The organism is Bacillus sp. Bwzl_19, assembly GCF_054900515.1.
Genome location: NZ_CM142729.1, coordinates 2,979,077 through 3,003,301, shown reverse-complemented (window position 1 = coordinate 3,003,301; position 24,225 = coordinate 2,979,077). Strand labels below are relative to the sequence as shown.

34 protein-coding genes, 1 other RNA gene and 1 pseudogene are annotated in these 24,225 nt (G+C 42.6%); 34 read left to right on the top strand and 2 right to left on the bottom strand.

The window, feature by feature from the left end; all coding sequences use genetic code 11:
• Window positions 1-16 precede the first annotated feature (16 nt).
• From rnr to ssrA, 3 genes are all read left to right on the top strand, one after another.
• Entirely contained in the window at window positions 17-2,350 is a 2,334-nt protein-coding gene (rnr, locus tag ACW5MY_RS16015) for a ribonuclease R (protein WP_014471033.1), read from the top strand.
• A gap of 138 nt (window positions 2,351-2,488) precedes the next feature.
• Window positions 2,489-2,959, top strand: a complete 471-nt coding sequence (smpB, locus tag ACW5MY_RS16010; protein ID WP_003151688.1) for an SsrA-binding protein — start codon at window positions 2,489-2,491, stop codon at window positions 2,957-2,959.
• A 167-nt stretch (window positions 2,960-3,126) separates the two neighbouring features.
• Window positions 3,127-3,489: a transfer-messenger RNA gene (gene ssrA, locus ACW5MY_RS16005) on the top strand.
• Window positions 3,490-3,565: 76 nt separating this feature from the next.
• Here ssrA and ACW5MY_RS16000 read toward each other — a convergent pair.
• Window positions 3,566-4,630 carry a tyrosine-type recombinase/integrase gene (locus tag ACW5MY_RS16000; RefSeq protein ID WP_047936209.1) on the bottom strand — a complete coding sequence of 355 codons (1,065 nt, stop codon included), beginning with the start codon at window positions 4,628-4,630 and terminating at the stop codon, window positions 3,566-3,568.
• A 261-nt stretch (window positions 4,631-4,891) separates the two neighbouring features.
• On the opposite strand from ACW5MY_RS16000, the gene ACW5MY_RS15995 reads away from it, so the two are divergent.
• Window positions 4,892-5,992 carry an AimR family lysis-lysogeny pheromone receptor gene (locus ACW5MY_RS15995; protein WP_289393926.1) on the top strand — a complete coding sequence of 367 codons (1,101 nt, stop codon included), beginning with the start codon at window positions 4,892-4,894 and terminating at the stop codon, window positions 5,990-5,992.
• An 18-nt stretch (window positions 5,993-6,010) separates the two neighbouring features.
• Window positions 6,011-6,136: a hypothetical protein gene (locus ACW5MY_RS15990; protein ID WP_254900092.1), complete on the top strand. Its 126-nt coding sequence runs from the start codon at window positions 6,011-6,013 to the stop codon at window positions 6,134-6,136.
• 282 nt (window positions 6,137-6,418) lie between these two features.
• On the opposite strand, the gene ACW5MY_RS15985 is transcribed toward ACW5MY_RS15990, so the two are convergent.
• Window positions 6,419-6,817: a helix-turn-helix domain-containing protein gene (locus ACW5MY_RS15985; protein ID WP_047936207.1), complete on the bottom strand. Its 399-nt coding sequence runs from the start codon at window positions 6,815-6,817 to the stop codon at window positions 6,419-6,421.
• A 155-nt stretch (window positions 6,818-6,972) separates the two neighbouring features.
• Here ACW5MY_RS15985 and ACW5MY_RS15980 point away from each other — a divergent pair, with 155 nt between their 5' ends.
• The 29 genes and pseudogenes from ACW5MY_RS15980 (at window position 6,973) to ACW5MY_RS15840 (ending at window position 24,223) form a co-directional block, all read left to right on the top strand.
• On the top strand, window positions 6,973-7,182 hold the full coding sequence (locus ACW5MY_RS15980) for a helix-turn-helix domain-containing protein (protein ID WP_330937737.1): 210 nt from the start codon (window positions 6,973-6,975) through the stop codon (window positions 7,180-7,182).
• A gap of 38 nt (window positions 7,183-7,220) precedes the next feature.
• Window positions 7,221-7,412 (top strand): helix-turn-helix transcriptional regulator, encoded by a 192-nt coding sequence (locus tag ACW5MY_RS15975; protein ID WP_047936206.1) that lies wholly within the window; start codon window positions 7,221-7,223, stop codon window positions 7,410-7,412.
• Window positions 7,413-7,426: 14 nt separating this feature from the next.
• Entirely contained in the window at window positions 7,427-7,651 is a 225-nt protein-coding gene (locus tag ACW5MY_RS15970; RefSeq protein ID WP_330937738.1) for a hypothetical protein, read from the top strand.
• Window positions 7,638-8,509, top strand: a pseudogene (locus ACW5MY_RS15965) (phage replisome organizer N-terminal domain-containing protein). The gene ACW5MY_RS15970 and the pseudogene ACW5MY_RS15965 overlap by 14 nt, the downstream one beginning before the upstream one ends.
• Entirely contained in the window at window positions 8,493-9,326 is an 834-nt protein-coding gene (locus tag ACW5MY_RS15960) for an ATP-binding protein (RefSeq protein WP_165625868.1), read from the top strand. Before ACW5MY_RS15965 ends, ACW5MY_RS15960 begins: the two are co-directional and overlap by 17 nt.
• 14 nt (window positions 9,327-9,340) lie before the next feature.
• Window positions 9,341-9,490, top strand: a complete 150-nt coding sequence (locus ACW5MY_RS15955) for a type VI secretion system contractile sheath protein TssC (protein WP_160331354.1) — start codon at window positions 9,341-9,343, stop codon at window positions 9,488-9,490.
• Complete coding sequence (locus ACW5MY_RS15950) at window positions 9,487-9,645, top strand: DUF6906 family protein (protein WP_164971933.1); 159 nt, start codon at window positions 9,487-9,489, stop codon at window positions 9,643-9,645. Before ACW5MY_RS15955 ends, ACW5MY_RS15950 begins: the two co-directional genes overlap by 4 nt.
• A complete protein-coding gene (locus tag ACW5MY_RS15945) occupies window positions 9,642-10,190 on the top strand; it encodes a hypothetical protein (protein WP_289393922.1) in 549 nt (182 codons plus the stop codon). The genes ACW5MY_RS15950 and ACW5MY_RS15945 overlap by 4 nt, the downstream gene beginning before the upstream one ends.
• 108 nt (window positions 10,191-10,298) lie before the next feature.
• Window positions 10,299-10,439 carry a BH0509 family protein gene (locus ACW5MY_RS15940; protein ID WP_014721586.1) on the top strand — a complete coding sequence of 47 codons (141 nt, stop codon included), beginning with the start codon at window positions 10,299-10,301 and terminating at the stop codon, window positions 10,437-10,439.
• 12 nt (window positions 10,440-10,451) lie between these two features.
• Complete coding sequence (locus tag ACW5MY_RS15935; protein ID WP_164971932.1) at window positions 10,452-10,607, top strand: hypothetical protein; 156 nt, start codon at window positions 10,452-10,454, stop codon at window positions 10,605-10,607.
• Between the two features lie 79 nt (window positions 10,608-10,686).
• A complete protein-coding gene (locus ACW5MY_RS15930) occupies window positions 10,687-10,890 on the top strand; it encodes an XtrA/YqaO family protein (protein ID WP_024085436.1) in 204 nt (67 codons plus the stop codon).
• Between the two features lie 140 nt (window positions 10,891-11,030).
• Window positions 11,031-11,558, top strand: coding sequence for a hypothetical protein (locus tag ACW5MY_RS15925; protein WP_390184218.1), 528 nt, complete (start codon window positions 11,031-11,033; stop codon window positions 11,556-11,558).
• Complete coding sequence (locus ACW5MY_RS15920) at window positions 11,555-11,812, top strand: hypothetical protein (protein ID WP_015387923.1); 258 nt, start codon at window positions 11,555-11,557, stop codon at window positions 11,810-11,812. The genes ACW5MY_RS15925 and ACW5MY_RS15920 overlap by 4 nt, the downstream gene beginning before the upstream one ends.
• Before the next feature lie 4 nt (window positions 11,813-11,816).
• A complete protein-coding gene (locus ACW5MY_RS15915; RefSeq protein ID WP_014471503.1) occupies window positions 11,817-13,193 on the top strand; it encodes a DNA cytosine methyltransferase in 1,377 nt (458 codons plus the stop codon).
• Window positions 13,194-13,204: 11 nt separating this feature from the next.
• Complete coding sequence (locus tag ACW5MY_RS15910; protein ID WP_017417266.1) at window positions 13,205-13,528, top strand: hypothetical protein; 324 nt, start codon at window positions 13,205-13,207, stop codon at window positions 13,526-13,528.
• Window positions 13,525-14,208 (top strand): dUTP diphosphatase, encoded by a 684-nt coding sequence (locus ACW5MY_RS15905; protein ID WP_017417267.1) that lies wholly within the window; start codon window positions 13,525-13,527, stop codon window positions 14,206-14,208. Before ACW5MY_RS15910 ends, ACW5MY_RS15905 begins: the two co-directional genes overlap by 4 nt.
• A complete protein-coding gene (locus tag ACW5MY_RS15900) occupies window positions 14,208-14,477 on the top strand; it encodes a hypothetical protein (protein ID WP_289393921.1) in 270 nt (89 codons plus the stop codon). The genes ACW5MY_RS15905 and ACW5MY_RS15900 overlap by 1 nt, the downstream gene beginning before the upstream one ends.
• A gap of 256 nt (window positions 14,478-14,733) precedes the next feature.
• Complete coding sequence (locus ACW5MY_RS15895; protein ID WP_166460971.1) at window positions 14,734-14,910, top strand: hypothetical protein; 177 nt, start codon at window positions 14,734-14,736, stop codon at window positions 14,908-14,910.
• A gap of 18 nt (window positions 14,911-14,928) precedes the next feature.
• A complete protein-coding gene (locus ACW5MY_RS15890; RefSeq protein WP_017417278.1) occupies window positions 14,929-15,381 on the top strand; it encodes an ArpU family phage packaging/lysis transcriptional regulator in 453 nt (150 codons plus the stop codon).
• Window positions 15,378-15,920 carry a tyrosine-type recombinase/integrase gene (locus ACW5MY_RS15885; protein WP_038458303.1) on the top strand — a complete coding sequence of 181 codons (543 nt, stop codon included), beginning with the start codon at window positions 15,378-15,380 and terminating at the stop codon, window positions 15,918-15,920. Before ACW5MY_RS15890 ends, ACW5MY_RS15885 begins: the two co-directional genes overlap by 4 nt.
• A 487-nt stretch (window positions 15,921-16,407) precedes the next feature.
• Entirely contained in the window at window positions 16,408-16,620 is a 213-nt protein-coding gene (locus ACW5MY_RS15880) for a DNA translocase FtsK (protein ID WP_289393920.1), read from the top strand.
• A gap of 457 nt (window positions 16,621-17,077) precedes the next feature.
• The gene (locus tag ACW5MY_RS15875; RefSeq protein ID WP_017418372.1) at window positions 17,078-17,254 is read left to right on the top strand and encodes a hypothetical protein; all 177 of its coding nucleotides are present in this window, start codon (window positions 17,078-17,080) and stop codon (window positions 17,252-17,254) included.
• A gap of 23 nt (window positions 17,255-17,277) precedes the next feature.
• A complete protein-coding gene (locus ACW5MY_RS15870) occupies window positions 17,278-17,958 on the top strand; it encodes a hypothetical protein (protein ID WP_014418639.1) in 681 nt (226 codons plus the stop codon).
• Window positions 17,959-18,313: 355 nt separating this feature from the next.
• On the top strand, window positions 18,314-18,628 hold the full coding sequence (locus tag ACW5MY_RS15865; RefSeq protein ID WP_289393919.1) for an HNH endonuclease: 315 nt from the start codon (window positions 18,314-18,316) through the stop codon (window positions 18,626-18,628).
• A 234-nt stretch (window positions 18,629-18,862) separates the two neighbouring features.
• Window positions 18,863-19,312 carry a phage terminase small subunit P27 family gene (locus ACW5MY_RS15860; RefSeq protein ID WP_412095952.1) on the top strand — a complete coding sequence of 150 codons (450 nt, stop codon included), beginning with the start codon at window positions 18,863-18,865 and terminating at the stop codon, window positions 19,310-19,312.
• Window positions 19,302-21,092, top strand: a complete 1,791-nt coding sequence (locus tag ACW5MY_RS15855) for a terminase large subunit (RefSeq protein WP_289393761.1) — start codon at window positions 19,302-19,304, stop codon at window positions 21,090-21,092. The genes ACW5MY_RS15860 and ACW5MY_RS15855 overlap by 11 nt, the downstream gene beginning before the upstream one ends.
• A gap of 11 nt (window positions 21,093-21,103) precedes the next feature.
• A complete protein-coding gene (locus ACW5MY_RS15850; protein ID WP_270354869.1) occupies window positions 21,104-22,324 on the top strand; it encodes a phage portal protein in 1,221 nt (406 codons plus the stop codon).
• Window positions 22,299-23,021, top strand: coding sequence for a head maturation protease, ClpP-related (locus ACW5MY_RS15845; RefSeq protein ID WP_045507553.1), 723 nt, complete (start codon window positions 22,299-22,301; stop codon window positions 23,019-23,021). Before ACW5MY_RS15850 ends, ACW5MY_RS15845 begins: the two co-directional genes overlap by 26 nt.
• A complete protein-coding gene (locus ACW5MY_RS15840) occupies window positions 23,018-24,223 on the top strand; it encodes a phage major capsid protein (RefSeq protein WP_289393917.1) in 1,206 nt (401 codons plus the stop codon). Before ACW5MY_RS15845 ends, ACW5MY_RS15840 begins: the two co-directional genes overlap by 4 nt.
• Window positions 24,224-24,225 lie beyond the last annotated feature (2 nt).

Sequence of the window (24,225 nt, the reverse complement as noted above, 5' to 3'; positions counted from 1 at the left end):
AACAGGAGGTCGGATAATGGAAAAAGAAGCGTTTATGGACCGTCTTCTCTCGTTCATGAAGGAAGAGGCGTACAAGCCCCTTACCGTTCAGGAACTTGAGGAGATGCTGAACATCACGGAAGCCGAAGAATTTAAAGAGCTGGTAAAAGCGCTGGTGGCGCTCGAGGAGACGGGTCAGATCGTCCGCACCAGAAGCAACCGCTACGGGCTTCCGGAAAAAATGAATTTAGTAAAAGGAAAAATTTCCGCGCATGCCAAGGGCTTCGCGTTTCTGCTGCCGGAAGATACCTCATTAAGCGACGTGTTTATTCCGCCGAATGAGCTGAATACGGCCATGAACGGCGATATCGTCATGGTGCGGCTCAACTCCCAGTCAAGCGGATCGAGACAGGAAGGCACTGTCATCCGAATTCTGGAAAGAAGCATAGACCGCGTCGTGGGCACATACACAGAAACGAAAAGCTTCGGCTTTGTCATTCCGGATGATAAAAAAATCACGAGCGATATTTTTATTCCGAAACATGCCAATAACGGCGCTGCGGAAGGCCATAAAGTCGTCGTGAAACTGACAAGCTATCCTGAAGGCAGAATGAACGCCGAAGGAGAAATCGTTGAAATACTCGGCCATAAAAATGACCCGGGCATTGATATTTTATCAATCATCCATAAGCACGGCCTGCCGGGAGACTTTCCGGCCGAAGCGATGGAGCAGGCAACAAGTACGCCCGACACCATCGATGAAAAAGACATAAAAGACCGCCGTGATCTCCGTGATCAGGTCATTGTCACCATTGACGGCGCGGATGCGAAGGATCTCGATGACGCCGTCACCGTGACAAAGCTTGATAACGGCAGCTACAAGCTCGGCGTCCATATTGCCGACGTTAGCCATTACGTCACGGAGAATTCCCCGATTGATAAAGAAGCGCTGGAAAGAGGGACAAGCGTGTACTTGGTAGACCGGGTCATCCCGATGATCCCGCACAGGCTGTCTAACGGAATCTGTTCTTTAAATCCGAAGGTCGACCGCCTGACGCTTTCCTGCGAAATGACAATCAACCAGCAGGGACAGGTGACGGAGCACGAGATCTTCCAAAGCGTCATCAAAACGACGGAAAGAATGACCTATTCAGATGTCAACCGAATCCTCACAGAAGACGACGCTGAGCTGAAAGAAAGATATGAGCCGCTCGTCCCGATGTTTAAAGACATGGAACGCCTGGCGGAAATTCTCCGGGCGAAACGGATGAACCGCGGCGCCGTGGATTTTGATTTTAAAGAAGCGAAGGTGCTCGTCGATGAGGAAGGCGCCGTAAAGGACGTCGTCATCAGAGAACGCTCAGTAGCCGAAAAGCTGATTGAGGAATTCATGCTTGTCGCAAACGAAACGGTGGCCGAACACTTCCATTGGATGAACGTGCCGTTTATTTACCGGATTCACGAAGAGCCGAACGCTGAAAAACTGCAAAAGTTCCTGGAGTTCGTCACGACATTCGGTTATATCGTCAAAGGGACAGCCGGAGACATTCATCCGCGCGCATTGCAAAGCATTCTTGACGAAGTCCGGGACCGTCCGGAAGAAACAGTGATCTCAACAGTCATGCTCCGTTCCATGAAGCAGGCGAAATACGACCCGCAAAGCTTGGGCCATTTCGGGCTGGCGACTGAATTTTATACACACTTCACATCGCCGATCCGCCGTTATCCTGACTTAATCGTTCACAGACTGATCAGAACGTATTTGATCAACGGACAATCGGACGAAGCAACTCAAGAAAAATGGGCCGAACGCCTCCCGGAAATCGCTGACCATACGTCAACGATGGAACGGCGCGCCGTTGACGCAGAGCGGGAAACGGACGATCTGAAAAAAGCGGAATATATGCTTGATAAAATCGGCGAGGAGTTTGACGGCATGATCAGTTCCGTCACGAATTTCGGAATGTTCGTCGAGCTGCCGAATACGATTGAAGGGCTTGTGCACGTCAGCTTTATGACGGATGATTATTACCGTTTTGATGAACAGCATTTCGCCATGATCGGCGAACGCACGGGCAACGTTTACCGGATCGGGGATGAAATCACGGTCAAGGTCGTGGACGTCAATAAAGATGAGAGAAACATCGACTTTGAAATTGTCGGCATGAAAGGCACCCGCCGTCCGAGAGAAACAACAGGCGACCGCAGAAAACGCGGCAGACCGGCGCGGAAACGTGTATTAAACAGCAATACCCCGGCTTCACCGCCGAAATCGGAGGAAAAAGGGGAATGGTTTACAAAACCGAAGAAGAAAAAGAAAAAACGCGGTTTCCAAAACGCGCCGAAACAAAAACGCAAAAAGAAGAAGTAAATGCGAAAAGCAAATGGGGCAAAATGCTCTGTTTGCTTTCTTTCGCAAGCCGCATTTTCATTGTCGCGGAACGCTCCATTTGCTAAAATAAAGCGTATCGCACACAGAACGGTTTTTGCGGAGAGAGGAGGATAAGGCATGCCAAAAGGATCAGGCAAAGTATTATCACAAAACAAAAAAGCAAATCATGATTACTTTATAGAAGAAACCTATGAAACAGGCATCGTGCTGCAGGGGACGGAGATTAAGTCCATCCGCGCCGGCCGCGTGAACATGAAGGATTCCTTTGCGAAAATCGAGCGCGGCGAAGTGTTCCTCCACAATATGCACATCAGCCCGTACGAGCAGGGAAACCGCTATAACCACGACCCGCTCCGGACGAGAAAGCTTTTGATGCACCGGAAAGAAATCAATAAGCTGATCGGCCTGACTAAAGAGAAGGGCTATTCCCTCGTGCCACTGAAGCTGTACTTGAAAAACGGCTTTGCCAAAGTATTAATCGGCCTCGGTAAAGGGAAGAAAACATACGATAAACGCGAAGATTTAAAACGAAAAGACGCTAAAAGAGAAATCGAAAGAGCGTTCAGAGACAGACAAAAAGGCTTCTGATGCGTGAGCCTTGATGTGATGACTGCCCTATGCTATACTGTTCACACATCAGATTCACAGGCTGTTTATTGAAGTAATTCCCAATTGAATTTGTCTGTGGTCATGATATAATAACAGTACAGCCAGTTGCGCAAGAGCTTGATAGATCTCCCGTATACCCTTAACAAGGGGACGTTACGGATTCGACAGGGATGGATCGAGCTTGAGCTGCGAGCCGAGAGGCGATCTCGTTAACACGCACCTAAATATAACTGGCAAAACTAAAAGTTTTAACCAAAACTTAGCACTAGCTGCCTAATAAACGCAGCGAGCTCTTCCTGACATTGCCTATGTGTCCGTGAAGAGCACATCTAAGTAGGCTACGCTTGCGTTCCCGTCTGAGAACGTAAGAAGAGACTGACAGACTAGCTCTCGGAAGGCCCGCCCGCAGGCACGAAGACGAGTGAAACACGAAATATGCAGGCTACGCTCGTAGACGCTTAAGTAATCGATGTTTCTGGACGTGGGTTCGACTCCCACCGTCTCCATACATAACGCCAAAACCGCAGTGTTATCAAGGCTTTCAAAGCTTTCGATGGCACTGCGGTAACATTTTGGTAACACTTTTTAAAATTCTTCGTTTTCCATGTGGTCTACAATTTCCCTCTGTGCTGAAGGGTAAAGGTGACTGTATGTGTTTAAAGTTTCTGCCACATTTTTGTGACCTAACCTCTGAGCAATGATGAGCGGGTTGCTTTTTTTATGGATTAAATAAGATGCATGAGAATGTCTGAATTCATGAATCAGAATTCTTTTAACACCAGACAGTTTTATGTATTTTTCATACCGTCTATCTATGGTGCTGGTTGCGATGCTATCATAGAATGAACCGAAAACTCGATAATCTGGTTTGACTGGCGCTGTTTCTTCCGCGCTTTTTTTTATGTCCTTTAATAAGTCCATGACTTTTTGAGGCATCATAATTATTCTGATAGATGATTTTGTTTTAGGCTTGGTAACCTCTCGGTTATATTCTGTTTTATTTATGTCGATCAAATTGTTTTCGAAATCAACGTCGGCCCAGTTCAATGCCAACAATTCACCTTTTCGCGCCCCGCTGAAATATAAAGTCGAGAAAAAGGCTTTATATAAGTTGTCGTCAACTACAGAAATAAACCTTTTAAATTCATCGAATTCCCAATAATTAAACCGTTTGTTTACTTCCATTTCAAAATTCCCGGCGACCTTTGCGGGATTGTTTTTTGTATTATGGAACTTGATCGAGAAATTGAATACCGCCGAAAGTGTTGAATGAATTTTTTTTAGAAAGTCCGGGGAATATAAATCAATAATTTTGTTTTGATATAGCATCACTTTTTTAGGTGTGATTGATTCGATTTTAGTATTTCCAAATTCTTTGATCAGGTGATTGAATAAAATGTTCTTGATTACGTTAATGGATGATGTTTTTCGTCTCGCTTTGTACCATGTGAAATATGTTTCAGCAGCTTCTGAAAATGTAATTGATGAACCCTGTTCTTCATAGCTTACCAACATTTTTCTTTCTGCATCTTTTGCTGCCTTTTTCGTTTTAAAACCACGCCGTTTTACTTGTTTAAGAGAACCATCGTTCTGTGGTACACGGCATACAAAATAAAACGTCTTCTTATTTTCTTCTGGATAAACAGGCATACATTCCCTCCTTACCGTAGGACAAATGAACTCAGTTTTACTTTATAAGATAGCATGTGATCCTTTCTTTGAAAAGAATATGAGGTGAAATATCATGCTAAAAAGGTATGAATACTTATACTTTAATATACATTTATGGTATAATTAAGTATCAGAAGAATAATTTTCTTTAGAAATATTGCAAAATTCTAAATTTTACTGCCACCGTTCGACAAAATTCTCTTTGTGATTATGTTAAATTTAAGTTGAAAAGGTGATCATATGGGAACAGTAGCAACTAGAGATATAAGTATTCATATAAAAGAATTGATAAAGTCATCCGATGAAAAGCAGAATATGATTGCTGCTAAAATCGGCATAAGCGAAGGGTATTTAAGTAAGTTTCTCAGCGGGAAAGAAATAAATTTTTGGATGGTCCGTGAGATCATAAGGTATCTTGACCCAGATAATGAAACTGAATTGATAAAGCAATATTGTTTAAGCGGAGTGAAGAAGAAGAATTACCCAGCAGCTTTAGAATATTGTTATGCAAAACGGCTTTTTTCGGTCGTTGAATCGTTGATTAAAAATCAGATAGCCCGAGATGGAAAATCTGACTTACGGTCAAAAATCTATAGATTCATCCTTGATTTTCGATTATCTGATGGAAATATAGAGTACATTGAAAACCTTAAAGAACTAAAATCAAATTCGGATGAAACAAAGGTGTTACTATATATCTTAGAGATGTACGGTAATTTTTATAATGGCAGGTTTGAGATAACTCTATATCAAATAGAATCTATTAAAATCTTGATTTCTGAGTTGAGTGATCCATTCTTAAAAATGGCTTATTCGGCCCGCGTTGAAGAAGTTTTAGTTAATATCTATTTGAAACAGAAAAACAATGTTAATAAGGCGAGGGAAGTAGCTCACTCGCTTTTGGAAAAGAATCTTAGTGTCAATCTAAATATGACGGCGTTATACATATTGGCATTATCATATATTTGCGAATCCTATTCTGCCTCCTATCACTACTACATGGAAGTCATAAAGTTGCTTGGGAAATTCCCTGACAGAGAAGACGAATTAATTCAGAATAAAGAAGAAATAGCAATACTTCAGTGTTACTGGGACAAAGAAATATCAGAGGATTTTCGTGTCACTAAATTTGCAAAAGCATTGGCAAAAAAGAAGGCTCTTAATAAATTTTATAAACATGACAATTACAAAAAATATGCTTTATTGTTTGATGGTAAGGAAGAGGCATCATCGGAGAAACTACTGTTATCTCTTTATTTTTTTTCACAGCAACAAGACCAATTCAGAGCAACACTTCCAAAAATACACTTGATAAAATTAGGATTTAATTTTAATATTTAGTATCAGGAGGTGTTGCAAATGAGAAAAATGCTATTAACTCTATCCCTAGTGTTCGGTATACTGGCTCTTTCTTATACCAATGTGAGTTTTACTCATACAGCAAAAGGCGAATTTCAAACTGCCGAGATTAGAGTAGGAGCATAAATCATTGCCACCTGAAAAGTATATAATTTTTTAAAAAAAGACGCTGCCGTAACGGGCAACGTCTTTCGTACTTTTCGGGGATATTTCCTGTTTTCAAAAAAAACGAAAACAGGAAATTCTTGAAAAAGTGTTTATTTTGAAATTGATATTAAGTATAATGGGAACAAGCGTTCTTTTTGAAAGGGGAAACATCATGCACATTTCATTTGAAAACATCATCGGGAATTTGAAAAAGGAAATTGAAAAGTAGAAAAATGCAGACACAAAAAAACTTAAAGTTGGTTAATCTAGGTCTTTCAAATGCCGTTCTTTTAATTCCCTTAATTCTTTCAAATAGTTTATAACCATTTGTAATTCTTCTTCTGTAATCTTACTTCCGTTATCATGAACAATATTTAACTTTTTAAGGTCATCTATCGTGATACTCTTTTGAGCGAGAAGTTGCTTTTCAGGTTCTGAATATTTTTTCAGACTCTCTTCATCAAAAAACAAGTATGATTTATGAACGCCTAAATAATCAGCGATATTTTCTATAACCTGCATTGATGGTTGTTGTATATTTCTTTCAATGCGTGAAAGATAACTTTGCGTAATTCCTATTGAAGCAGCCATTTCTTCTATGGTTCTCTTCTTCTCTTTTCTAAGGCGACGTATAGCTTCCCCTAATTTTAGATTTTCCATAACAAACACCCGCTTTTTTTTTTAAAATAACCCTCTTACCTATAGGTAATTATATCACAGGGTATTCCTCACAAGAAATTTTTTTTGGAAAACTCTTGTATAAAAAATTCCTCTGTGGTAACCTAAAAATATACCTGACAGGAATTAAAAAGGGTGTGATTGAAATATTTCGTCTTAATGAATTTGGACAAATGATTAAGGAATTAAGAAAAAAACGTAAAATGACACAAAATGATTTTGCTCAATTACTTGGATTTACTGCTTCTTATATCTCTCGTATAGAGAGCGGGAAAGCAAATCCAACGTTAAAGGCTATTGAACAAATGGAAAAAAAGTTATGTATAAGAATTTTTTTTGAGTATTAATAGTCCTGTCAGGTATATTTTATAGGGAGGTAATAATTTTGTATCTGAATCTTTTTATCGCTCGCAAAGAAAAACGAAAATCGCAAAATGATGTAGCTCAATATCTAAACATTAACAAGCAGACCTATTACCTGAAAGAAAAGGGAGTCAGTGATTTTACAATCACAGAAGGTCAAAAATTAGCTGTTTACTTTGGCCGGACCTTGGATGAGTTATTTCAGAAATCATAAGGGGGACGCAAGAGTTGTTTTTAGTTAGTCAAATATGGATGTATAACCAGTTTCAGGTCATTATCAGTGAATCTGCTTCTGTACACCAAAAAGCCGTGGATAAATTGGTGGGACTTGGCGGGGTTGTAGTTGCAAACAATCGTCAAGACAACGCTCTGGGTTCAGTAATTGTAAATGGCAAGCGGTCTGTCTGGCCGTTGACGAAATCAGAAGGGGTTGGGCTAAATGAGCGAAATTAAATTCGTAAAGCTCAGCACTCATATGTTTGATGACGAAAAGATCAAGCTTATTGAACAGATGCCTGAAGCTGACACTTTGTTAATTATATGGGTTAAATTACTTGCTCAAGCTGGTAAAACCAATGCCTCCGGATACATCTTCCTTAGTGAAAATGTTCCATATACCGATGAAATGTTGGCAGCTATTTTCTCGCGACCGTTAGGGGTTGTAAGAATGGCCTTGGATACATTTAGACGGTTCGGAATGATCGAGATTAACGATCAGAACTATATCAGTATTTGCAATTGGGAAAAGCATCAGAACGTGGATGCGATGGATAAAATCAGGGAAGATACACGCAAAAGAGTTGCTAAATATCGGGAAAAGCAAAAGGCTTTACAGCTATCTCAACCTAGTAACGTTACAGGTAACGTTACAGTAACGCAAGGTAACGAACAAGAAGAAGAAAGAAGAAAGAAGAAGAAGAATTAAAAGATATATTGTCGGGTAAACCCGACGACGCATCTTCTTCCAAAAACGAAAAGGACGAGATTCCTTACAAACTGATCATTGGTCTGCTGAACAAAGTAGCGGGCAAACGATACCGACCTACTACACCAAAAACAAAAAAAGACATCAAGGCACGCTGGAACGAAGGTTTTCGCTTTGAAGATTTTAAACATGTCATTCTAGTAAAAACTGAGGAATGGCTCAATGATCCTGCTATGAATAGATTTTTGCGCCCTGAAACATTGTTCGGGACAAAATTTGAATCATACCTAAACCAAAAAGGAGGATCAGCGAATGAAGGATTTTACAAAAGAACAAGCGGCCGCAGTCCAGAGCGAAATATCTCGCAGGATGACATTCCATACTGATGAGCACGGTAACCCCGTCTACTGCGATAAACACACCCGGATAATAGGTGGAGAAGAAAAGCCGTATCCAGTGCAGTTCATTAAACTGCGGGACGGTTCCGCAAAGTGTCCCATGTGCGAAAGGGAGAAACGCAACAACGAAGTCGAGCGAGAGGCTGAGGAATGGCGCCGCCAGATGGATCAACAGGTTTTATCTATGTATTCATTAATAGCTGATCCCACACTCAAAGAAGCGACATTCTCAACATTTCAAAGTTATAACCATGAAGACGAGCGGAACAAGCGCCGAATGATGGAGCTTGTTAAGCAAGTGAAGGCGGGAGCCGTCATGAACATCTTCTTAACAGGTGAATCTAACGCAGGAAAAAGCCATCTTGCCATGTCAGCCATTAAAGAGCTGAACAAAAGGGACACGGAAGGATACGCTAAATCAGCGTTGTTTGTAAACAGTGACGCCCTTATGAGGCGAATAAAGAACTCATTCAAGGACAGCTCTGAAAGGCTTACCGAAGCTTTTGCGATCGAACTGCTGACAAGGGTTGATTATCTTGTCATTGACGACCTCGGGGCCGAGGTGGGCGACACAGACAACGAAAACAGGGCGGCAAATGATTTTATTCATCGCGTATGGTATGGCGTCTCTACGGGGCGGCAAGGCAAACTGACAATCGTTACAACTAATCTATCAGGCATAGCTCTGACTAAACTTTATGACAAAAAAGTTGTCAGCCGGCTCACGGCTCACTTGGAAACAGTCAAATTTGAAGAGAAACAGAAGGAAAGAAAAGGCCGCACTGCGCCCGCCCTGTCCTTTTAAGGAGGTGAAAACAGTTGATACAGGCAATCATGCCCGGCGTGCTGCAGATCGTCCCTGAACGCAAATTAACGGATGACCAGCGCAAAAAAGAAATAGACGAGCTTATCAAGGTTCTTGATCAAAAAATAGCAGACTATCAGAACTTTAGGGGGGATGCAGTGTGAGACGTGGTAAATCTCCGACGCGTGCACAAAAGGCAATCATTAAGGCAAACGGCCTGACCATTGAGAACTGGCTTGTCTTAGAGCACTTACAGCACGAGCACCGTCTCATACTGGTTCACCGCTATATGAATTACAAAAGGGAGTGTTTAGCATGAGTCAGGCGGTCAATGCCGAACGGTTCGAACTGGCTTTGGAAGATATGAATTATGAATGGTCAATGGTCCAGCTAAAAAAGGTCGTTCAATACTGGCATGACGGGAAATCAATTCTTGATATGTCGGAATTATTAAACAGGGATTCGGATGAAATCATTTTGCTGGTCATGGACTTTGCAAGAAAAAACGTCCTGCCCGCCCGTAAGAACGGTTTACGCGCTAACAAAAGAATTAGAATATCCGAGAAAACCATGAAAGATAAAATGTACCGACTACGCTATTTGTTTGAAGAAAGCCCGGTGTATATCCCTTTTCAGGACCTAAACTTCATGTTTTATGACAGCGAAATCAGGCGTTTCCGGGAGCTATGGGCGGCAGATGAGTCTTACCTCAACATAGCAAAAGAGCTGAAACGGAATGAAGACGAAACGTTATTTCTTATCATCGACCAAGCAAAAAAAGACCTCATAGAGCCTCGGGAATCCGGCTTGCTCGGAAAGGAAGCGTCAGAAGATGAACGCAACAAGCAAAAGCTTCCGTTTTGAAAAAGCAACGGTCCAGCAACTTATGGTCATCGTGCGTTATGAAGACTGCGCCCCGGAGGTACGGAACGCAGCTTTACAAATGCTGATTATGAAGGGAGTGGCAGACGTTTGGGACAGGCAGAACGAGAGCATTTAATTGAATGGCTTTTGCTTATCGGCTCTTTTGGCAGAGCTTTTCTAAACCGCCAGACAGATGAAGAGCTTGAGCGCTTATATAATCTTCAAATCAAAGGCATGAACAAAGAATAGGAGGACAGCACCATGACAGAAAATAAAAACTTGCGTCGGCACGGCGAAGTTACAACACGGGTGATGAGCGAAGAAGAACGCCTTGAGTATATAAAAAAACACCCAATCATTCCGACGGAAAAACCAAAGGTTGGCATACAGCTATTCCCGTCAAACTATTGGATGTAAGGACGGCCGCTAAAGCAACCGCCACCGTATGGTAAATAAAAACTCGACACTTTTATTATACCATACGGAGGCTTTGAACATGCAGCCAAAACATATATCACTCAATCAAAATACAAGTGTTTCTCAATTTATTGAGCCGGGGAAGGTGTCTGTCATCGTGTTAGACGGCAATCAAAACGCCGCGTATGTCGTTGAGGCACCCGAACACGGTAAAACAATCATTCAAACAGTAAAAGGCGGCCTGGCTCGTTGTGATTACGAGATCGGCCATAAATTCAATTAGCAGGGGTTTTCCCCTGCGGGGGAGGAACGGAACATGTATCAAAATGAAATTGCCCGCAAGTGTGAACGTTGCGGAAAAATATATTATTCAGCTCAATGGGTTGTATGCAAAACATGTCTTTTAGACCGGGAGGCCCGGGCATGAAAGAATTCAAAATCAATTTGTCAAAAGGTGAGGTTTTATATACCGGCTCTTACATTTGCACCCTTTCGAAAACGACAGCCAGTACACCGGAGCAAATCTCTTTGGAAGCAGCAGCCGAAAAGCTCGCGGAAGAGTTAATCATGCAGCAGGCTATGAATCGGGAGCACCAGCGCCAGCAGGATGTCACGGTCATTCAGTTTCGGCAGGCTCAGGAAGAGATCAGCCGGCTACGAGGGGAATTAAAACAAGCTCATGAGAAATCCAGCAACCATCTCGATGAATGGCGGAGAGCCGAAACCCAGACCGCGAAAATATCGGATGAACTAATGAATATGAAAGTCTTACTGCGAATGGAACAGGGGAAGGTTCGGCAACAGAAGACTAAAAACGAGCAGATGAAAGAAGCGTTGACTTTTTATGCGAAGGAGACGAATTACACAAAAGAATTCGAGGACTGTCCACCAGCTGTCGAACTCGACGGAGGGCAAACGGCCAGAAAAGCATTGGAGGGGGCTGCGGAGTGATGCCATTACAAGTCGAACTACAACGGAATGTGAAGGCCACGAAGGACGAAGCAATGACCGTCGAGCAGGCGGCCGAGCTTTTAAAGGTTCACCCGGATTACATCCCGACGCTTGTCGCTCGGTCTGACGATCTAAAAATGATCGGCGACCATACCATTATCGCTAAACGGGATAAAACTAATATCTGGCTGGTCGGGGCATGCGTGGGGCTTTTCTTCTTCGCTGTTTGTGTCCTGCCGGGCTTGATGGGGTGACGGGATGATCAAACAACAACTGGGACTTTTCAGAGAAATCATTGTTGATAACTTCGCGGGCGGAGGCGGAGCCAGTACCGGAATTGAATTGGCTACCGGGCTTTCGGTGGACATTGCGATTAACCATGATCCGGCGGCCATCGCCATGCACCAAGTAAACCACCCTGATACAGAACATTATTGTGAGTCTGTTTGGGAAGTAGACCCGAGGGAAGCAGCCAAGGGGCGGCCGATTGGTTTAGCCTGGTTCTCCCCGGACTGCAAGCATTTTTCAAAAGCCAAAGGCGGAAAACCCGTTGAGAAGAGCATCCGGGGGCTTGCATGGGTAGCGGTCAGGTGGGCGGCAACGGTAAGTCCGCGGGTAATCATTCTTGAAAACGTCGAAGAATTTAAAACGTGGGGGCCTCTTGGGAAAGATGGAAGGCCGGACCCGGACAAAAAAGGATATACGTTCCGTTCCTTTGTCAGAGCGTTAAACAGACACGGATATAAAGTCGAATGGAAAGAGCTGAAGGCGTGCGACTACGGCGCCCCGACAATACGGAAAAGGCTGTTCTTAATCGCTCGGCGTGACGGGCGGCCGATCATATGGCCCGAGCCGACACATGGCGATCCAAAAAGTGCGACAGTGAAGTCCGGAAAGCTTAAACCGTGGCGGACTGCCTCCGAGATTATGGACTGGTCACTGGAAACGCCGTCAATTTTCAACAGGAAAAAGCCTCTTTCAGAAAATACAATGCGGCGCATCGCTCGAGGTATACAACGTTTTGTCATTGACAGTAAAAAACCTTTTGTTATAGGGGAGCGCGGTAATTCACTCATTCAAATGGGATACGGCGATCCGGAAGGCCGGCGGGTGCTCGATCTGAAAAAACCACTCGGCACCATAACGGCCGGCGGCAATAAATTCGCCATTGCCACAAGTCACTTGATCAAGCTCCGCGGCACATGCAGAGACGGCCAAACGGTGACGAACCCAATGCCAACAATAACGGCGGGTGGCCTGCACGTTGGCGAAGTCAGGGCTTTCCTGACGAAATATTACGGGTCAGATACGGGGCAGGCTCTCAGTGACCCTCTGCATACAGTCACCACAAAAGACAGATTCGGCCTGGTCACGATTAAAGGTGAAAACTATCAGATCGCCGACATTGGGATGAGGATGCTTCAGCCTCATGAATTATTTGCGGCTCAGGGATTCCCGACTAATTACGTGATTGATAGAGATATAAACGGTGTAGCGTATTCGAAAAAGAAACAGATTGAGCGATGTGGTAACGCAGTTCCGCCGCCCTTCGCCGAGCAGCTTGTCAGGGCAAACCTTCCTGAATTCTGCGTAAGTGAACATATGACCAAGTTTACAAGACTAAAGGCTAATTAGGAGGGAATAGTGTGACTTTACTTGATGACATCGGCTTCACAGAGGAGCAATATCGAGAGCTTCGTGAACGCGGTATGTCTGATACGGAAATAGCGAGAGAGGAACTCCATTGCTCTCCATCCACTCTTTCCGTCTGGAAAAAGGCTAACGGGATAGTAATCCAGAAACCGTATCGCCTGTTTACTCTGGCAGAATGGACGGAGCTTCGTAACCAGAATTGGACACACTTCCAAATTGCACAGCATTTCGGTTTCAAATGTATTGATACTTATTTCTATCATGCAAGAAAAATAGGCATTCCGCGTAAACGGAGAAGGGAGAAAGTTGAATCATGAATCTACAAAAAATGTTTGAAATGCAAAAGGTGCTTGACGATCGGATCATCAAAGAAAAGGGGCTTGAGGGGCAGGACTTGCTCCCAAACCTCATTCTTGCTCTACAGGTGGAGCTGGCCGAGTGTGCGAATGAATGGCGCGGCTTTAAGCATTGGAGTAATAACCAAAAGCCAAGAACAAAAGTATCAACAAATGTTGGTGCGAATCCTGAAAACGCAGCCTTTTTCCGATGTGAAAATCACTATTGCGGAGAAAATTTAAACAAAGATGATTTTAAACACTTATTAGATCCGGATTATGAAATATGTCCTGTTTGTAACGTGGGTGATGTAACGGCTTTTCGTGATAAAAACCCACTGCTTGAGGAATACGTGGACTGCCTGCATTTTATCTTGAGCATCGGGAACCGGCTTGGCTGGAATGACACTGACACCATAGATGATGTAGTCGCGCAGCATTTAATTTCTAAAAAAGGGTTTGGTACAGCAAAAACATTCTCTTGCTTGCTATCCATTGCTTACGGATTCCATTTCAGCAATGTAGAAAAGCGGACATATATCAGTTTATTTACGACTTTCTTTGAATTAGGCAGCAAGCTCGGTTTTAAATGGGAGCAAATCGAAGCGGCTTACATGGACAAAAACGCCATCAATCACCAGCGGCAGCAGGAGGGGTATTGATGAACCACACCGACAACCCGATCATTTCAGCCGTCATCAGCAAATTAAACGCACAACAGGAAAAGGGGCTTGCCAAGTACGGCCAGCCCGTCCAAGTTAATGCCTATGATCTGCGCGGCTGGTTGCAGCACGCACTTGAAGAAACTCTTGACCAGGCAGTCTATCTGGAAGCGGCTATCCAAACGATCCAAGCGTTTGACGACAATCCAAAGATCAAACAAGTTGTCAAAGGATTCAATGAAATGAAGGCTGCGCGTGAAACCACGTAAAAGATTATAGGTTTTATTCTAGTACCGGAGAAATTGCATTGCTGACTACTGATAAAGCCAAAGATGCGCTTCTATGGGATGAACCCGCCGATGACACAGCTAATTCACTTGCAGAAATGATTGGCGGACGAATGATACCAGTAATTTAGCTCAGAAAATTAAATAAGTCCAAGACGGAGAGCCTGCGGACCTGATCATTGCACAGAATCACTGTGCTCTGATTGGTGTCCGTTTTTTATTTGAACGGAGGGACGGCATGAAAACGAAGAAAAACGCCACGCTGAGCATTGATTTTAAAGAAAAACAGCCATCGTCACACAAAAGTATCGAAAAAAAGCCGCAGAAGCTTACTGAGAGAGAGTTGGAGTACCTCATGGGTGTAAACAGGCCTACATATAAAAGAGGCCGTGGTGGAGCTTTTAGACAGAAATAATAACGGGAGGGATTTTTGATGAATCAAATGACACTGAACATACCTCAAATTGACGAAGAAGCTACGAGAATGAAAGCTGAAAAGCTGCTCGAACAATATCGCATGTACTTACTACAAGTGCCGGAAGATTTTTTGCCGAAAGTGACCGCAACATACAGCCTTGTTCCGCCCAGCTTTTCGAATGAATTTCATTCCTCCACAGAAGACGCAGCATTAAAACGCATGGATTGGGAGATTGAGAGGGAACGGTTTTTAAAGAGAATGCAAAGAGCGGTTAACCGGCTTTCCCAAAAGGAGCGGCAAATACTTGTCATGCTCTACATGCAGAATGAAGAAATGTATGATTATGAAGTCTATGCAGAAATGAGACTCAGTCAGCGGAGCTACTACCGGACGAAAGCAAAAGCATTTTACCGGCTGGCCTTTGCTCTTCGCGTGGAAGTCTATAAGGACGGGGGCGCGCCGGAATGAATTTTGTTCAGCCGATAAGGGACCCGGAATGCATTTTCTATATCAAACGGTTTCTAAAAGAACAGAGCGAGCGGAATTACATGCTATTTGTCACCGGGATAAATTCAGGTCTCCGCATATCAGATATATTGGAACTGAGAGTAAGGGACGCCAAACGGCCGTATTTCAACCTTATAGAGAAGAAAACCAAAAAGAAAAAGAGAATTGAAATGACGCCGGAACTTCAAAGAGAATTAAAAGCATATATTGAGGGGAAAGAAGATCACGAATATCTTTTCAAAAGCCGCGAAGGGATCAACAAGCCCATTTCCCGGTCGATGGCTTATAAGATTCTGAGGGCTGCTGCTGAGTATGTCAATTTGGATGATATAGGCACGCACACGCTGAGGAAAACATTCGGATACCATTTTTACAAGCAAACAAAAGACGTTGCCATGCTGCAGGAGATTTTTAATCACTCTGACCAGCGGACAACCCTTCGATACATCGGGATTAATCAGGATGCCATGAACAATGCCATGAAGAAATTCAAAATATAAGCAGACTCATCTAATCGACAAGATGAGTCTTTTTTTCTGCTTATTTTTATTGATTCTCTTCAAAAAGTGAGTGTGGAATTCATTTTAGGGATATGGCTTGAAAACAGCAGGGGCAAGGGTTGGCGGCACTTCGGGCAGTTGCACAGTATATAACATATGGGTAATTCGTGGATTGTGTGGATAAATGGAAAATTTGGGCGTTTTTCGTGGTATTATCGTGTTACAGGAGGTGAGCGGCATGAGTAGAGGCGCAACAGGTTCAGCGTTAGAAGAGAAAGGCATGGTTTGATAGAACAACACAAAGTAATGAAGGGGTGAGCGGGATGACTGCTGCAGAGCAAAAAGGAATGTACTAAAACGATTTTGGCAGAAAGATGGCACGATAACGGCACACCATTTTGTTTTAGATAAGGTATTATGGTAATAGGTAATAAACAGGCAGGCGCTTTCCCAATCGGGAGGGCGCTTTTTCTATTGGAGGGATAATATGAGCGGCATCGGAAAACCGTCTTACGAAGAAGTAAAACAATGGGTAATGCTTGATCCATGCGGAAACGGAATAATGTCTATGTCTATCTTGCAATGGCGGTTCAGAATCGGTTATGTGAATGCTGCAACACTTATGGAGCGGCTTGAGGAGGATGGGGTCGTTTCACCTTGGGACGGCTCGAAACCCAGAACAATCATAAAACAAGGATAATAACTAATAGAAATATGTACTAAATATTCAGTGTCGTCTTATAGAATGACGCTTTTATATTGTGGGAGGTGAGAGTTGTGACTAAGGACAAACCGTCTAAGGATGATCTTATCTGGTATAAAGAATTAGGCATTTATATTCTCCCAAAAAATAAATGATGCTGAGAGCGGTTTCCGATGGAGGTCGCTTTTTATATTCTCTGTAAACTGCTTCCGGTAAATCAGTCGTTGATATTTACTGATTTTGTTTCCATGTAGTTAATAAGAATCATTTATTATGCTCTACCATTTTTCCGCCTCTAATAATGTGTTAACATGTTTTTAATAAATCATTATCTTTACAGCTAGTACAAGAAAAAAACAAATTGTTAGAAAGTTGCAAGTAGAAAAAATATTTCATATAATGTGGGTGTACTTAAAAACAAGCACCCGGAATTATGCAGATTGGAGAAATCAAAATGACTAATAAGAAAATTATCTTTGACATTATTATGTACATTATTTTCGGTGGGGTAAGTGTTTACTTATTTTCGCAAACTAATTTTGGAACAGGTGCGTTGATTTGTATTATCGTAATTTATCTTGCTGTTATCGCGTATAAAGTCAAACAGTTAGTCAGTCGGGCTGATTCTTAGGGTGCGTTAAGGGGGATTAGTAAGTGAAAAGGAAAAAATTTTTGGCCGGGGTTTTGGCTGCGTCAATCGCTTCAGGTACAGTTTTACCAACAAGTTCTGCGTTTGCTGAAAGCATTCAAGCACCTTCCTATGAACAGTTAAATAAGGATTTTAAAATCACAAGTGAAGTAATTAAGGATGACGGCAAACTAGTGGAGATTCAATACGCTAAACAAGGTGAGAAACACAAAGCTGTGCTTAATGCAAAAGATCATACTGTTAAAGTGGACGGTGAAGTACAAAAAGGTTTGAACTATGATTTTGATGAAAAGAAAGCAGAGATAGCAAATGGCACTCAAAATTCATCAGCGACAGATACATTCACAACAATGGCCGCGAAACCAAAGGCAGGATATAAGTATGTTGGAACGGTGTCTGGTCATACAAAAGAGTCTAAAAATGCAGTCACCTTAGTGGGATCTTTATTTGGAACAATTCCTGGGCTTGGATGGGGTGCTAAGGCTGCAGGTGTCTTGTTTGCTTACTGGACCAAAGAACGAATCCCTGATGCTTATTACAAATATGATTTGTATGAAAAAGGTGCAATGACTAACTCATGGTATCAATATACTACAACTCAATTTTTTGAAGATAAAGCACATAAAAAGCCGATGGGTAAACCTTGGACAAGTAGCCCAACAAAAATCGACTTGCCTAATAGCTAACTGGGAAAGCAGGTGTTTAAGCCTGCTTTTTTATATTCTCTGCAAACTGCTTCCAATAAATCTCGGAAATACGAATGGCGGTTAACAGTCTGAGGACGGGGGGCAGTTTAGAAAGAATATGATTGGAGGGATTACATGAAAACAATTAATTAAGCCTTTGAGGAATTAGGAAAGAATCTAAGGTGTGCGGCTGAAAGGATGCGAACGCCCAAACCGCTATCCATAGAAGCTTTTTATGTTGGTAGAGCATGGAAACAATTTATGCGCATCCATTTGAGACGTCATGGTTTATTTCGCTCACGTTCTTCTGCTTGTCGTGTGTAGTCTGTTCAGGTAAATCAGAAAAGGAATAAGTATGGCAAGGCAACGTGACGAATTAGACAAAATCTATAATACAGCACGCTGGAAGCGAGTAAGGAAAGTCGTTCTGATAAGGGACGGCTATTTGTGTTGTGAGTGCCGTCGTCGTGGATTGATAACGGAGGCAAATACGGTTCACCATATCACTGCATTAAGGGATGATCCGAGCCGGGCGTTTGATCTTGATAATCTTGAAACGATCTGTATAGAGTGCCACAACAGGGAGCACCCGGAAAGAAGTGGTGGGGAGAAGAAGAAAAAACGCAACGAAAATGTTTTCAAATTCTACGGGAACAACGAAATCAGTTAAAAAAACGCTGAAACATACCCCCCTACCCTTTAAACATGGGGCAATGCGCTTTTCAAACAACGGTATGCCCCTTCCTATACAATAAATTCGATTTTGAAGATTTTTCGCCCCGGAAAAACAGAAGAGAGCATCCCGGCCGAAGCCTTGATGCTCTTGGGTTTATCGTATATCGGGGGCCGCAATTTGTAAAGGGTGAAAATGAATTTTTTTCGAAAGAGGGTGAAAACGGTGGCTATGCCTGCAAAAAGTGCCAAACTTACATTATTAGACGGCAATAAAAGCCGCTATACGAAAGCCGAATTAGAAAAACGTATTGAAAATGAAGAGAAAATGAAAATGAGGGCCGAAAATATCGAACCGCCTTCCTGGTTGTCTGCTACTGCAAAAAAGGAATTTAAGCGGCTGACTGAGCTTCTTTTAGAAGTGGAATTGATCAATGAGGCCGATATCACACATTTAGCCTTTTATTGTGACGCGTATTCTCAATACATTTCATTTGAAAGGCAAATTAAAAAATATGGGTTGTGGGTTGATGGAAAACCCAACCCTTTTATTATGCGTAAAAAAGATATGGCGGCGCAACTACGGACGTATGGTTCGGATTTAGGCTTGTCGCCGGCAGCGCGTGCAAAATTAGCAATTAACTTGGAGAGCGGGGAAGAAGAGGAAGAAGATGACTTCTAAACCCTTGCTTGACATGAGTTATTCGGAGCTTACCAAGTGGTGGGCTGATTATCAAGCAGAACAACAATCATGGGGCGGCATCCTTGTAGAGCCTTATCCCGAATTACTAACAACATGGTACGCAGAGCGGCTTATAGATGGGTCAATCCCGGCATCAAAGGAAAATATCTTAGCTGCTAAACGACACATGAGAGATTTAGAGCGGCAGGGTACAGATGATTTTCCTTGGATTTTTGATGAAGAGAAAGGGCATCGCCCTGTCAGGTTTATCGAAAAGAAGTGCAGGCCATCGAAAGGTGACTACGATCAACTTGTTCTGCAGCCATGGCAACATTTTGTCATCGGCTCCATTTTTGGATGGGTTCATAAAGATACAGGAATTCGGAAATACCGTGAGGCCGTGGATTTTGTTGGCCGGAAGAACGGGAAAACAACGATTATCTCAGGTACTTCTAATTATATGTTGGGTTTTGACGGAGAGCGCGGGGCCAATGTTTACGTTCTGGCTAATTCACAAAAACAATCATCTATTCTGTTCAATGAATCAAAGGCAATGATTGAGAATTCCCCATATTTAGACAAACGTTTTAAGGCATTAAGAAGTGAGATTCGTTACGAAACTATGAAATGCACAATGCAAGCCATGTCAGCGGAAAAGAATAATAAAGATGGGGAAAATCTTCATTTTGCTGTATTTGATGAAATTCACGAATATGTGGATTATGCACTAATCAATGTCATGAAAAAGTCAAGGGGTATGAGGAAGCAGCCATTAATTATTTATATCACGACTGCCGGCTACGTTTTAGATGGGCCGTTAATGAATTTCTTTGAGGCGGGAAAAGAATGCCTTGAAAACCTTGAAGATGATTTAGACGAACGGACTTTTTATTATCTGGCGAAGCTGGACAAGCCGGAAGAGGCGGACGATCCGCGGATGTGGATAAAAGCCAATCCAAACATTGGCCTTATGGACTTTGTAAACCTCGTGACAGACTACAAAAAGGATAGGAAAAACCCGCAGGAGCTGGCCGACTGGTTAACAAAGCAATTTAATATTTTCAGTGATGTGGATGAACTGTCATTTGTTGATGTTGCTACGATCAATAAAAATAACAAAGAAATTGACATTGACTTGCTGAAGGGCCGGGAATGTGTCGGCGGTTATGACTTGTCCGAAACTGAGGATTTTACCAGCGCTTGTTTAGAATTTCCGCTTGATAACGGGGAGATATTCTTTTTAACTCATTCATGGATACCAGAAGCCCGATATAACCGGGACAATAATCAACAGCGGTTAGATGAATGGAGGAAAAAAGGATATCTGACCATTATCCCGGAGGCTGAATACGTCAATTACGAGGTTGTTTTGGATTGGTTTATTGAGAAATCTAAGCTGTACAAGATAAAGAAAATTGGTTACGACAAGTCCAAAGCGTTATTTTTAAACGCAGCTCTTGAAGAACATGGGTTTGAAACGGAAATAGTAATTCAAGGCTTTAAAACGCTTGGTGGCCCAATGCAGAACTTTAAAGAACTGATGTTAGACGGGAAGGTTATTTTTAACAATAACAAGCTTTTCCGTTGGTATCTGAACAATGTAAGAATGGTCAAAGATCGCAATAATAACTGGATGCCTACGAAACAATCCAAGAATCGCAAAATAGACGGGGTGGCCGCGGCATTAACGGCCCATACGTTTGTAATTCCTATGATAATCAAGCCGAAAAAGTCCGGGAAAGTGAAATATTATTCCGTTGCCGATTTAAAAAACATGTAGGGGGTGAGGCTTTGGGATTAAAGGAGATTTTTAAACGTTTTTTTAACCGGGTTACGTTTCAAAAACCGGTTACGCATCACATGAGTTTCCAAGGTGACTATTTTAGCAGCGCTTCAGATATGAACGAAGCGATATTCAGTGCAGTGAGCCGATTGGGAAATACGTTTGCTAGTCTGCCGTTAAAATTATTTGATGACAATTTTCAGCAGCCGTCTGATTGTGCCGGCTTTAATTTGCTGAGGGATGGGCCGCGATACTTTACCCGATTCGATTTTTTTAGAGACATTGAAACAATCCGGAATTTAAAGGGGAATGCTTTTGTTCAGTTATTCCGCAATGTGAACGGGCAAATTGTTGATATGGCCCTTGTAAAGCCGGGATGTTGTGAGCCAGTGCTTGATATAACGTCTGGTGAGTTGTATTACGCCGTTTCCTCCGTTGATAATGCACCGAATCAACAAACAATGTATGTCCATTATAGTGAAATGCTCCATTTTAAACATGCGCGGTTCGGTCAAGTTATGGGGATGAACCCAATTGACTTGTTAAAGAACACGATTGACTATGATCACGAAGTAAGAAAAATATCTATGAATCAATTAAACGGCACAAATGAGGGGCTTATTGTAAGGTTTGATGGAAGCTTAGATGAAGAGCAAAAGGAAGCACATATCAAAGCAATAGCGGGATTTTATCGAGATAATGGCGGTTTGCTGGTCGAGGAAAGCGGGATCACAATTACACGGGTTGAGCGTCAAGTTGTAGACCCGAAATTGATTGATATTGATAAAGTGACAAGATCGCGTGTTGCCATGGTGTACAACGTGCCTGAGCATTTCTTAGGTGATAATACATCTAGCTTTTCATCATTAGAGCAGCTTAATTTAGAATTTGTAACAAACAATCTGATGCCTACCCTCAAACAATATGAAGAAGAGCTGAACAAAAAGATTTTGACACCGGATCAAAAGCGAAGAGGCTATAAGTTTACTTTTATTGTCAACTCACTGCTGCGCGGTGATACAGAGACCCGACAAAAATACTATCAAGCGGCAGTGAGAAATTCGTGGATGCGCCCCAATGAGGTGAGATTAGAGGAAGGGCAGCCACCCGATCCTGATGAAAACGCTAATAAATTATGGATTAGCGGCGACCTGTACCCAATCGAAACGCCGGTTTCTGAACGTAAAGGGGGTGAAAGCAAAAATGAAAAAAAATCAGGCGAAAAATAAGTATTGGAGTATGAAGGCATCCGGTGACAGCAGCGCGGATGTTTTTATTTTTGGCGAAGTGGTCACAAGCGGTTATGAATGGGATGAAATAGATACCTCAGCCGCCTCATTCAAGCAGGATTTAGACCTTTTGGGAGATATGAGTGTTTTAAATGTACACATTAATTCGCCCGGTGGCTCTGTATTTGAAGGCGTGGCCATCTGCTCCATGCTCAAACAGCATAAAGCATTCGTTAACGTATATATTGATGGGTTAGCTGCTTCAATCGCAAGTGTCATCGCAATGGCGGGTGACGCTATTTTTATGCCCTCAAACGCTATGATGATGGTTCATAATCCGTGGACAATAGCGATGGGAAATGCGAATGAAATGAGAAAGCAGGCTGATGTCCTTGACAAAATTTCCGAGTCTATGAAAGCGTCCTATCTTGAAAAAGCGGGCGACAAATTGACAAAGGAAACACTAGATTCTTTGATGGATAACGAAACGTGGTTATCTGCTAGTGAAGCCGTTTCTTACGGCCTTGCGGATGAAATTACAGCAGCAAACCAAGCGGCAGCTTGCGTTTCCTCTGCATTATTTTCTCGTTATCGAAATGTGCCGCACGCACTCAAAGAACCTGAATCTATAGACGCGAAACAACCAAAATTACTGAATAAGAAATTACAGATTCTTAAAGGAGAGTTTAAACGATGACATATGAAGACCTAAAAAATACTTGGATTAATGCGGGGCAGCGGGTTTCTGATGCACAACACAATTTACAGCTTGCACTTGTTGACGATGAAGTAACCGCGGAGGAAGTCGAGGGCTTAAAGGCAAAGCTACAAGCAGCTCAGGCGAAACGAGACATTGCAAAAGAACAGATGGAAGAAGCCGAAAAAGCGGCTATTAAACAAGCGAAACAGGCCCCGTCTATCCCTTCTACGGCAGCGGATGTAAAAGACCAATTTATAAAGGATTTTAAAGACCTATTAAGCGGCAGACCGAGCGCGGCCGTGACTACCAAACTGGATGAAAACGGGGAAGGGATTGGCTTGACGATCCCGCAAGATATCCAAACTGCGGTCAACAAACTAAAACGTCAGTTTGATGCCCTGGAACAATACGTTAATGTGGTGCCGGTAACGTCCCTTTCAGGAAGCCGAAATATTGAAAAATTAAGCGATGTAACACCGTTTAAAAATATCGACAATGAAAGCGATGAAATAAACGAGAATGACGATCCATCTGCAAGCATTCTGAGATACTTAATTCAGCGGTATGCGGGCATTTCAACCATTACTAACACATTATTAAAAGAGTCGGCAGAACAAATTATCGCGTGGATTACTGATTGGTTGGCGAAAAAATCAACAGCAACGCGGAACGCAAAAATTATCCAAGTATTAAACGGCCTGCCTGATGCACAGAAAAAGACCGTTGCAAATGTGGATGATATCAAAGACGTTATGAATGTGGAACTCGATCCAGCTATCAAACTGACTTCATCTTTTATTACAAATCAAAGCGGCTTTAATGTTTTGGACAAGGTTAAAGATGCATTCGGCCGTTATTTGCTGCAGCCGAACCCGCAGAACCCAACAGAATTAATGTTATTGAATAAGCCAGTCAAGGTTATTTCAGACAAATATTTACCAAACGGTGGAACAGATAAAGCGCCTGTTTACCCTCTATTTGCTGGTGATTTAAAAGAGGCTGTGGTTTTATTTGACCGGGAACAGCTTTCTATCATGATGACAAATATCGGCGCCGGCGCTTTTGAAAAAGATCAAACCAAAATCCGCGCTATTGACCGGTTCGACGTGAAATTGTGGGATGAGGAAGCGGTTGTTTTTGCGAGCTTTAAAGGTATTGCCGATGAAACGCCAGCAGCATCCGCAACAACAGCAGGGTAAGG